6 protein-coding genes and 1 tRNA gene are annotated in these 10,697 nt (G+C 66.5%); 2 read left to right on the top strand and 5 right to left on the bottom strand.

Going from position 1 to position 10,697, the window contains the following annotated elements; genetic code table 11:
- Nucleotides 1-402 (top strand): Crp/Fnr family transcriptional regulator (locus BLR21_RS24995; protein ID WP_218130957.1); only part of this gene is annotated, 402 nt, incomplete at its 5' end.
- A gap of 590 nt (nt 403-992) precedes the next feature.
- Here the strand turns inward: BLR21_RS24995 and BLR21_RS24990 are convergent.
- A tRNA-Arg gene (locus tag BLR21_RS24990) sits at nt 993-1,064 on the bottom strand.
- A gap of 150 nt (nt 1,065-1,214) precedes the next feature.
- Here BLR21_RS24990 and BLR21_RS24985 point away from each other — a divergent pair.
- Nucleotides 1,215-2,123 (top strand): cation diffusion facilitator family transporter, encoded by a 909-nt coding sequence (locus BLR21_RS24985; protein WP_090008869.1) that lies wholly within the window; start codon nt 1,215-1,217, stop codon nt 2,121-2,123.
- 262 nt (nt 2,124-2,385) lie between these two features.
- Here the strand turns inward: BLR21_RS24985 and BLR21_RS24980 are convergent, their stop codons facing one another.
- From BLR21_RS24980 to BLR21_RS24965, 4 genes are all read right to left on the bottom strand, one after another.
- Nucleotides 2,386-6,621 (bottom strand): GH92 family glycosyl hydrolase, encoded by a 4,236-nt coding sequence (locus BLR21_RS24980; RefSeq protein WP_090008821.1) that lies wholly within the window; start codon nt 6,619-6,621, stop codon nt 2,386-2,388.
- Nucleotides 6,622-7,036: 415 nt separating this feature from the next.
- The gene (locus tag BLR21_RS24975) at nt 7,037-8,911 is read right to left on the bottom strand and encodes an acyl-CoA dehydrogenase family protein (protein WP_090008818.1); all 1,875 of its coding nucleotides are present in this window, start codon (nt 8,909-8,911) and stop codon (nt 7,037-7,039) included.
- A 120-nt stretch (nt 8,912-9,031) separates the two neighbouring features.
- Complete coding sequence (locus BLR21_RS24970; protein ID WP_090008816.1) at nt 9,032-9,727, bottom strand: DUF305 domain-containing protein; 696 nt, start codon at nt 9,725-9,727, stop codon at nt 9,032-9,034.
- Nucleotides 9,727-10,554 (bottom strand): DUF3105 domain-containing protein, encoded by an 828-nt coding sequence (locus BLR21_RS24965; protein WP_090008814.1) that lies wholly within the window; start codon nt 10,552-10,554, stop codon nt 9,727-9,729. Before BLR21_RS24965 ends, BLR21_RS24970 begins: the two co-directional genes overlap by 1 nt.
- Nucleotides 10,555-10,697: the final 143 nt, after the last annotated feature.

Raw genomic sequence — 10,697 nt, 5'->3', positions numbered from 1 at the left:
GACGCGCTCGAACCCAGTGAGTTGTGCCTGATGAGTCGCACCGATGTCCAGGAGTTGTTGTTCACCGATCCCCGCATCGTCCTGCGGATCGCCGAGCAACTCTCTACCCGCCTCGCGGACCTCGAACAGCGGCTCACCGACCTGACCTGCCGTGCTCTCGGCGAACGCCTGGCTGCCACCCTCTGCCAGCTCGCCCGGCAGGCTCCCGACGAACCGATCCGGCTCACCCACCAGCAACTCGCCGCTCTGGTCGGTGCCACCCGCGAACGCACCACCACCGCACTGGGCGAACTCGCCAAAAACGACCTCATCCAGCTCCGCCGCGGCAAGATCCTCGTTCACGACCAGGCCCGACTGGCCGCGCTCGCCGAGGGCACCAACCCACGAACTCCCGCTCCGTGAACGCCCGGTCGAGGTCGTCCTGAACGAGAGACGCCGCAGCCTCCGGACAGGCGGCACGACAGTGGCACCCGTCCCCGCCCGACTCAGCCTTCGTCAGGGTCCTCGTTACGCGGCCTGTCTCGTTCCAGCAGCTTGGCCGCTCACCGGTGCCCACAGCCCCTCGGCCTGACCGAAACCGCCCCGTAGTTGCAGGCGGCGCGTCCGGGCTCGCCGTGCTGGCCTCGATCCCGCAGGCATGACGTTGCTGAGGCACCAGACGAACGCGGTCTACCTGTTGGCCACGGCACCAGTGGTCATCAAGGTCGTTCGTCCGGGCATCCGGCACACCGATGACGTCGTCGGGTTGCGCGGTCACCCTCTGGCGGTTTCTCCCTCAAGGACAGGCAATCGCTGCCGGAGACATCGCAGAACCGTTGCTGTCCTTACACAGCCTGGAGAACGTGCCGTTCGAGTTGCCCCAGCTTGACGCCGTCAGCGCGATCCGGCATTCGAGGCCGTCTCGAAGACCACTCAAGAGGCGGTCGTCATCCCGTTCCCAAAGCAGAAAGGCCCCACCATGGATGAACTCCACGGCGGGACCGTCTGTGTAGTGCCCCCGGCAGGATTCGAACCTGCGCTCCCGCCTCCGGAGGGCGGTGCTCTATCCCCTGAGCTACGGGGGCCGTAGCTATGTGGAAGATCCTAGCGCACGCGCGCGACCATGTTTCACACCTACCCCCGGTAGCGCCCGGAGCGTGGCCTCCGTCACCAAGACCCCTGGTGAGGAATACTTCGGATTGCACTCATGCGCATGTCGCTATATGTTCCGAGGCATGGGTCATGGCCACGGACACGGATCGGCGTCGGCGAGCGGGCAGCACGCCGGCAAGCTGTGGATCGCGTTCGGTATCGGCGCGGTCTTCATGGTGGTGGAGTTCGTCGTGGGGTTCGCGACGTCGTCGCTTGCCTTGATCTCCGATGCCGCGCACATGCTCACCGACGTGCTCGGGGTCGGTATGGCGCTGGCCGCGATCATGGTCGCCCGGAGGGCCAAGGCCGGGAAGAACCGCACGTTCGGCTTCTACCGGGCCGAGGTGCTGGCCGCGCTGGCCAACGCCGTGCTGCTCTTCGGGGTGGCCGGGTACGTGATCTACGAGGCGGTCGGCCGGTTCCAGGACCCGCCCAGCGTGCCGGGGTGGCCTGTTCTCATCGCCGCGACGCTGGGGCTTGCTGCGAACCTCGTGTCCTTCAGTGTCCTTAAGGAGGGCGCGAAGGACAGCATCAACGTCCGGGGTGCGTACCTCGAGGTGCTCGCTGACCTGATCGGGTCTGTGGGTGTGCTGATCTCCGCGCTGGTCACGATCACGACGAGCTGGAAGTACGCGGACCCGATCATGGGTGTGCTGATCGGCGTGTGGGTGCTGCCGCGCACGTACAGCCTCGCGAAGAACGCGCTGCACATCCTGTTCCAGCACGCGCCGGAGCGGCTGGACGTGACGGAGATGCAGGCTGCGCTTACGCGGATTCCTGGTGTTGCGGAGGCGCATGACCTGCATGTTTGGACGCTCACCAGCGGTATGGAGGTGGCTTCGGCTCACCTCACGACCGCGGAGGAGGCGGATCACGAGAGCGTGCTCAAGGCCGCGCAGTCGTTGCTGGCGACCAAGTACCACATCGAGCACGCGACGCTGCAGGTCGAGGGTGGCTCGTCAGCGCAGCGGTGCCGGGAGCTTTCGTGGTGAGCCGGGCAGGTCGCGGATTCCGTCCTTGGTGGACTGCGCGCCGGTTCGTGACGGAACGATCGGGCTCCTGGGCTGCGGTACCGCCACCCAGATACGGCCTCGTTCGAACGGCACCACAACAGCCTCCCCAGTCACCGCTTGCGAACTGCCAAGATCTCATCGGAGTATGTCTGAAAGGGATAGATCCTTTCAGGTGAACGGGAAAGGCCGCGTTCCGTGACGGAACGCGGCCCTTCTCGTCTGCATGAAGGTCAGTTAGGCATTACAGACCAGCGCACTGTCCTGCCTTCGGACCCTTCACGTCGTTCGCGAAGCCGTTGTTCGACGGCGCCGGGTCGTTGCCCGTGCAGGACAGCGGCCCGCCGACCGAGGTGGCCGCCACGACCGACCTGGTCTTGTTCGACGTCAGTGACACAGGGCCACCGACCACGGAGTTCTCCACCGCGACTTCCGACGAAGAACCGTGCACCGTCACCGGGCCGCCGATCTTTGTGCCGACCAGCACGACGGAGGCCGCGTCCGTCGCCGACAGCGGGCCATTGATCTCACCGCCGAAGACGTAGAGCGTCGCACCGCGAGCAACGGTCACCGGGCCGCTGATCGTGGCACCGTCCACATAGGTCACGCCCTTGACCTCCAGCGGACCGTTGACCGTGCCCGTCACCGTGGTGGTGGCGGCCGGCAGCGGCTTCGACATCAGCTCGAACTCGGCCAGCGTCACGTCGCCGGAGAACTCCAGCCGGTAGAAGCTGTACCGGCCTGGCGAGGCGATCTTGAACGACCGGGTGTACTGCTGCCACTGGAAGTTCTCACCGGAACGCTTGTCGACCGTCGACCACGTCTTGCCGTCGTAGGAGCCCTTCAGCTCCCACGCCGACGGCGAGGTGCCCGTCTTGCCGTTGGTCAGCGTGTAGAACTCCGCCTTCTCCTTGGCGTCCGCGGCCTTGAAGTCGAACGAGCTAACCACCGCGGAGGTCGAGGAGTTGTTGTCCACCAAAGCGCCAACAGCAACGTCCGAGGCCACGTCCCGCAGAGGCGTCGGGACCGCGTCACCGGTGGTGATCGACTCCGGCACGTCGTTGGCGCCCGTGCCCCAGGCGGACGGCTTGGGGCCCATGTCGAAGTCGATCGTGGCGCCGGCCGAGAGCAGGTCGTGCGGCAGCGACGTCTTGTTCCACGCCTTGCCGTTGACCTTCACGCCCTGCACGTAGATGTTCTTCGCGTTGTTCTTCGGCGCGTTGATGACGAGCTTCTTGCCGTTCTCCAGCTTGACGGTCGCCTTGGTGAACAGCGGCGAACCGATCGCGTAGGCCGGCTTGCCCATCTGCAGCGGGTAGAAGCCCAGCGACGAGAACAGGTGCCACGCGGACATCTCGCCGTTGTCCTCGTCACCGGCGTAGCCCTGGCCCTGCTCCGAGCCCACGTACAGGCGTGACAGGATCTCGCGCACCTTTTCCTGCGTGCGCGAGGGCTTGCCCGCGTAGTTGTACATGTAGGGGATGTGGTGCGACGGCTGGTTGGAGTGGCCGTACTGGCCCATCCGCACGTCCCGCGCCTCGATCATCTCGTGGATCACGCCGCCGTAGCCGCCGGGGAACTTCGCGGTCTCCGGCAGCGTGAAGAACTCGTCGAGCTTCGAAGCCAGCTTGTCCCGCCCGCCGTACAGGTTCGCGAGACCCTGCCCGTCGTGCGGCACCGTGAACGCCATGTTCCAGCCGTTCGTCTCGGTGTAGTCGTAGCGCCACTCCTGCGGGTTGTACTTCGCCGGGTCCTCGACGCGCCACGAGCCGTCGACGTTGCGTCCCTGGAAGAAGTCGATCCGCTTGTCGAACGTCAGCACGTAGTTCTGGGCGCGGTTGAGGAAGTACTCGTGTTCCTCCAAGTACCGCTTCTCGCCGGTCTTCTCGTGCAGCGACTTCGCCATCGACGCGATGCCGAAGTCGTTGAGGTAGCCCTCGATCGCCCACGACCACGCCTCGTGCAGCTGGTCGTTCCCGGTCCAGCCGAGGAAGATCGACCGGTCCATGCCCTTGCGACCGACCGCGCTGTTCGGTGGCACCACCGAGGCGTTCTTCACCGCGGCGTCGTAGGCGGCCTTGATGTCGAAGTTCGAGACGCCCTTGAGGTACGCGTCCGCGAACGCCACGTCGGAGCTCGTGCCGGTCATCAGGTCCGCGTAACCGGGGGAGGACCAGCGCGAGATCCAGCCGCCGTCCTTGTACTGCTGGACGAAGCCCTCGGCCATCTCGCCCGCCTTGGACGGCGTGAAGAGGCTGTAGGCGGGCCAGGTCGTGCGGTAGGTGTCCCAGAACCCGTTGTTGACGTAGATCTTGCCGTCCACGATCTTCGCGCCGGTCCGTGTCGGCGTGTTCTGGCCGGTCGCGGGCGACACCGGGGACGCGTACTGGAACTTGTCGCCGACCTGCTCGAAGCCCGAGTTCGGGTAGAGGTAGAGCCGGTACATGTTGGAGTACATCGTGATCAGCTGGTCCTCGGTGGCACCTTCCACGGAGATGATGCCGAGCACCTTGTCCCACGCGGTCTGCGCGCGGTCGCGCACCGAGTCGAACGTGTCGGAGCCGCCGATCTCCTGCTCCAGGTTCGAACGGGCCTGGTCGACCGAGATCAGCGAGGTGGCGATCCGCAGCTCGACGGACTTGTCCGCGAACGAGAAGTAGCCGCCGACGTTGTCACGGCCGGCACCCGTCAAACGGCCGCTCGCCGTCACCGGCTTGTCGACCTTGCCGTAGACGAACATGCGCGTCGTGCCTGCCGATCCGATGCGCACATCGGAGTAGCCGCTGACGACACCGTTGCCCGCGTCCAGCGTGAGACCACCGGCATTGCTCACGTTGTCGAAGACGACGTTCTTCTGCGCTTCGTCGTTGAACGTGAACCGGAACACCGCCGCATGGTCCGTCGGCGCGATCTCGGTCTTGATGCCGTTCTCGAACGTCACGCCGTAGTAGTGGGCCTTCGCGACCTCGTTGTCGTGCTTGAACGGCAACGCCCTCAGCGCACGGTCCTGGGTCGGTGCCTTGTCGGACGGCATCACCTGGAACGTCTGCCGGTCACCCATCCACGGACTCGGCTCGTGCGACGCCGTGAACGCCTGCAGCGTCGGCAGGTTCTGGTCGTTGTTGCGCTGCTGGTATTCGTAGAGCCAGCTGGTGGAACCCGCGTTCGTCATCGGGGTCCAGAAGTTGAAGCCGTGCGGCACCGCGGTGGCAGGGAAGTTGTTGCCCCGCGAGAACGAGCCGTTCGAGTTCGTGCCGCGCGTGGTCAGCACGTAGTCCGACGGCTTGGCGTACTCCTTGCGTACCGGGGCGTCGGTGATGGTGACGTCGTCGAGCCAGCCGCCGAACTCGGTCGGACCCTTCGGGCCGTCGTAGGCGACCAGGATCCGCTTGATCGTCTTGCCGGCCGCGACCGCGCCGATGGTGGACGCCACCTTGTTCCACTGGTTGGCGTACAGGAACTTGCCGGCGCCCTGACCCTGCGGCGACAGCACCGCGCCGTGCTGGTCCACCGCTTGGAGGTCGCTCAGGTACGTGCCGTCGGAGAACGCCAGGTCGACCGACGCGTACGTGCTCGGGTAGCCGAGGTTGTCGGTGACGAAGTTCGGGAAGATCAGGTATGACAGCTCGGTCGACTGCTGCACCGCGATGTCGACGTCGAAGACCTTGTTGTAGCTGTAGCCACGGCCTTCCGCGGTGTGCCTGCCCTGGTAGCGGAACGCTCGCACACCGGTCCAGCCCACCCGCGCCTTCGCCGTGTAGCCACCCGTGGGGCCGTTGCCGACGACGCTGCGCATGTTCGGCGGGGTCGGCGACGTGCTGCCGTCGGAGAGCTGCACCTCGGCGAGCTGGATGATGTTCGGCGAGCCGTTGTTGCGGGTGATGTCGAGCTTGTAGTGCGAGTACGCGGCCGGGCTCGCCACGTCGAACAACCTGGTCTGGAACGGCTCGTCGGTGAACGACACGTCGGTGCGGGTGTCGAGCACGGTCCAGTCCGTACCGTTGGCGGAGCCCTGGAGCGTCCAGTCCCTCGGGTTGCGTTCAGGCGCGTCGTTCGCCGACGTGAGGGCGTACTTCCTGATCGTCTGCGTCTCGCCGAACCGGAACGACGCCCAGCCGGTGTTCGTGAAGACCAGCCACTTCGTGTTGACGCTGCCGTCGACGAGGTTCTCCTTCACCTCGTTCGAGTCCGCGAACTCACCGTTGGCCTTCACCTCCAGCACCTTGTCGGAGACGTTGCCGGGGATGCCCGCGCCGTCCGAGCCGACCACACCGGCCGACTTCGGGTTGCCCGCCGCGTCGGTCTCGACCGTGTTCGCCCACGACGGCTGAGGTTGACCCTCCTCAAAGGACGACGAAAAACCCACTCCTGGCTCCTCTGGTGCGGCGGCCGCGTAGCCGTTGGTGACGCCACACACCAGTGTCGCAGTGATCGCGACGCTCAACAGAGATCTGGTTCGTCTCTTCCCCAGTTGCCTCATTGCAACCCTTCCGCCGCCTGGCCTGCCCCTTATGGAAGGGGACTTTTTCGGCCACGTGACATCGTTGTCAAGGGAGCGGACGGGAATTGTCGCGCAACCTGTCTCCTCGACAGTGGCGCGCGACAGGAGTCGATCAAGATCGGGACCCGGACGGGACAGGCCGCCCGTGAATTGGTCTTCGAAGTGACTCTCTGAGAGTAGTTGAGTACCACTCACCTGGTAGTTCACTCAATTGTCGTAACTGTTAACGGCGTTTTGTGGCTTAGCGTTACCGGAACCTCCACCTGGAGGGGTTGTGTCCTTCCGTTGCAAGGGGAGTCGGTAGGGGGATGCGGGGGACGTAGCCCCCTACCGGCCGTGCACTGGGCAGGTGCCGCGCCCGCACCACCATCAGCCTGCCCAGTGCAGCAACGGGCTATCGAGGTGTCGGCCGGTGGACGTTGTCCGCCGTCGACTCGTGGTGCGTGGAGTCCGCGATCCAGCTGCCGGGGATCGACGAGTCGACCACGCCCTCCTCGAGCCACGCGTAGTCGCCGTCGAGGACCTGTTTCGCCAGCACCTGGTCGCTGTCGTCGGTGTTCTTCCAGAGCTTCTCGAACAGCTCGTCGACCCGGATCCGCGCCTGCTTGGCGAACGCGTCCGCGAGCATCTGCGCGTTGGGGTTCTTGTCCTGCGCGGCCCGCACGCACGCGGCGCTGATCGCGAACAGCTCGGCCCCGATGTCCACGATCCGGCTCAGGAACCGCTGCTTGCGCTCCATCTTCCCCTGCCACCGCGACATGGCGTAGAACGTCTGCCGCGCGAGCTTGCGCGCCGACCGTTCGACGAACCGCAGGTGCTTGGCGAGCGGCCCGAACTCCGTGTAGCCGGCCGGGGTCTGGCCCTTGCCGACGACGAGCGTGGGCAGCCACTTCGCGTAGAAGCCACCGGCCTTGGCCGCGGCCTTCATCTTGGCCTGGCGGTCGGCGTCGGGGTCGATGATGTCGCCGGCGACGCTGAGGTGCGCGTCCACCGCCTCGCGGGCGATCAGCAGGTGCATGATCTCCGTCGAGCCCTCGAAGATGCGGTTGATGCGGAGGTCGCGGAGGACCTGCTCGGCCGCGATGCCGCGTTCTCCGCGCGCCGCCTGGCTTTCCGCCGTCTCGTAACCCCGGCCGCCGCGGATCTGGACCAGTTCGTCGGCCACCAGCCAGGCCTTCTCGGACGCGTAGAGCTTCGCGAGGGCTGCCTCGATGCGGATGTCGTGGCTGCCGGCGTCCGCGAGCTCGGAACTGAGGTCCAGCACGGCTTCCAGCGCGTAGGCCGTGGCGGCGATGTAGGCGATCTTGCCGGCGACCGCCTCGTGCTTGCCGACCGGCAGACCCCACTGGATGCGTTCGCTCGACCATTCGCGCGCGATCTTGAGGCACCACTTGGCGCTGCCCGCGCAGAGGGCGGGCAGGCTGAGCCGGCCCGTGTTCAGGGTGGCCAGAGCGATCTTGAGCCCGGCGCCTTCCCTGCCGATGACGTTCTTCTTCGGCACGCGCACCTGGTGGAACCTCGTCACGCCGTTCTCCAGACCCCTCAGGCCCATGAACGCGTTGCGGTTCTCGACCGTGATGCCCTCGGCGTCCGCTTCCACGACGAACGCCGTGATGCCCTTGCCCGGCACCTGGGCCATGACGACGAGGAGGTCGGCCACGACACCGTTGGTGGTCCAGAGCTTCACGCCGTCGAGGACGTAGTCGTCGCCGTCCGGCGTGGCGATGGTCCCGAGCCGCGCCGGGTCGCTGCCGACGTCCGGTTCGGTGAGCAGGAACGCGGTGATCTCGCCTTTGGCGCACCTGGGCAGGAACTCCTGCTTCTGCTCAGGGCTGCCGAACATCGCGACCGGTTGCGGGACACCGATGGACTGGTGGGCGGAGAGCATCGCGCCGAGCGCGGGGCTGGCGCTGCCCACCAGCATGAGGGCCCTGTTGTAGTAGACCTGCGTGAGGCCGATGCCGCCGTACTCGGGCTTGATCTTCATGCCGAACGCGCCGAGGTCCTTGAGGCCCTTCAGCACGTCGTCGGGGATCTGCGCGTCGCGTTCGATGACGGCGTTGTCGATGCGCGACTCGGTGAACTTCCGGAGCTTTTCCAGGAACGCCTCGCCGCGTTCGCGGTCCTCGGCGGTGCCACTCGGGTGCGGGTGGATGAGGTCGATGCGGAAGTGACCGAGGAAGAGCTCCTTGCCGAAACTCGGTCGCTGCCAGCGGGTTTCCCGTGCTTGTTCGGCGACCTGCCTGGCCGCGCGCTCGTCGACGGTCATGGTTACCTCCGAGTAGGGGTGTGACCTACGTTACTCGGGGGTAGGCGCTTGTCCATGGCCTGAACAAGCGAAAAGGCCGCCCGATCGGACGGCCTTCGCACAGCGACAAGTGGTACCGGGCTACGGCAGCGGGGCGGCTCCGCGCTTCGCCAGGTAGTCCTTCATCAGCTCGGTCTCGGCGGACTGCGACTTCAGCATGTTGTCGGACAGCGTCCGGACCACGGACTGACCGGCGGCGGTCGCGGCGTACTCGGCCATCGGGGCCCCGCCCACGTGGTGGCGGAGCATCAGCTGCAGCCAGTACACGTCGAACTCGCGGCCCGCGGGCCCCGTGCGCAGCCTGGTCAGCTCGTCGGTGGTGGCCATGCCGGGCATCAGCGGCTTGCCGGCCTCGGGCGTGGTGGCGCCGTGGCCGTGGACGCCGGCCGCGTCCATCCACTTCATGTAGACGCCCGAGATGTTCTGCTCGTGCTCGTTCCACATCATCAGCCAGCCCTTCATCCGCCCCACCTGTTCGAGCTGGGTGGAGGAGATGTCGAAGGCGAGCTGGCGGATCTCCGGGTCCGTCGAGCGGTCCCTGGCGATGTTCGCCATCTGGATGCCCTGCAGGTGGTGCATGGACATGTCCTGGCAGAAGCCGACGTCCACGGAGCCGGAGGCCGGGGCCGCGGTGGACGAAGTGGAGCCGGGGAGCTTCACGAGCAGGCCCACCGCCGCGCCCAGCAGGAGCACGGCGAGGACCGCTGCGCCGATGACGAGGGCCCGGACCACCCCGGAGGGGCGGCCGGACACCTCGTCGGTTTCGGGAACCGACATCAGCTCGACGGCGGCGTCGAGGCGGAGCCCGACGCGGGGGGCGTGCTGGGGTTCTGCGGCTGGCCCTCGGTCACGGAGTCGTCCTTGCCGCCGTCCATCGGCACGGCGTCGGCGCCCGGCTTCTCGGCCACGAACGGGGCCGGGTTCGACAGGAACGCCGTGTTCTCGCAGGACGCGCCGACCTCGGGGTACGTGTTCGGGTTGCGCAGCAGCGACGAGATGAACTGGTCGACGCGCTCGTCGTCGGCGTTCTCGATCTTCAGCTGGTGACCCCAGGACTGCAGCGAGATCGGCTTGTCGAGGCCGGGGTACGGCGACAGCATCATGTACGGGATGCCCTCGACCTTGGCCTTCAGCTTGGTGAGCGCGTCGTCCTTGACCTGGTCAGGGTTGTACGCGATCCACACGGCGCCGTGCTCCAGGCCGTGGACCATGTTCTCGGTGCGCACGGCCTTGTCGTAGACGACGCCGGTGCAGTCGGCCCACTGGGCGTCGTGCGGGCCACCGAAGGCGGGAGTCTGGTCGTACGCGACGCGCTGGGTCGGCTCGACGTGGCGGGAGCCCTTGTACTCCTTGGTCACGATGCCCGCGAGCGCGGTCGACGGGTCCTTGTTCGTGTCCGAGGGCTTCCACTTGGCCAGGGCGGCCTCTTTGACGTTGTTCTCGTGGATCTGCATGTACGCATATCCGAAAACACCGCCCGCGAGGGCCAGCACTGCGATCACCGCGAGGATCGTGCCCCACGGCTTCGGCTTGCTCGCCACCACCGAGGAACGGGCTGCGGCCACGCTGTTGCGTGTGGCCTTCGTCTTCTTGCCGCTGGTCATGTCCGCCTCAGATGTCGTCCTGGTCAACCGGCGCCAGTGTAGGGACATCGTGTCTGATCACTGTCAGCGCAGTGCGATACCACGTGCGCGTTAACACTTGCCGTCTCACCCTCCGAGACCCGGTAACCCGGTCGAGACCTGCG

The organism is Lentzea albidocapillata subsp. violacea (assembly GCF_900100275.1).
GTDB lineage: Bacteria > Actinomycetota > Actinomycetes > Mycobacteriales > Pseudonocardiaceae > Lentzea > Lentzea violacea.
Note: the sequence above shows the minus strand (reverse complement) of the source record. Positions and strands in the feature narration are given on the sequence as shown.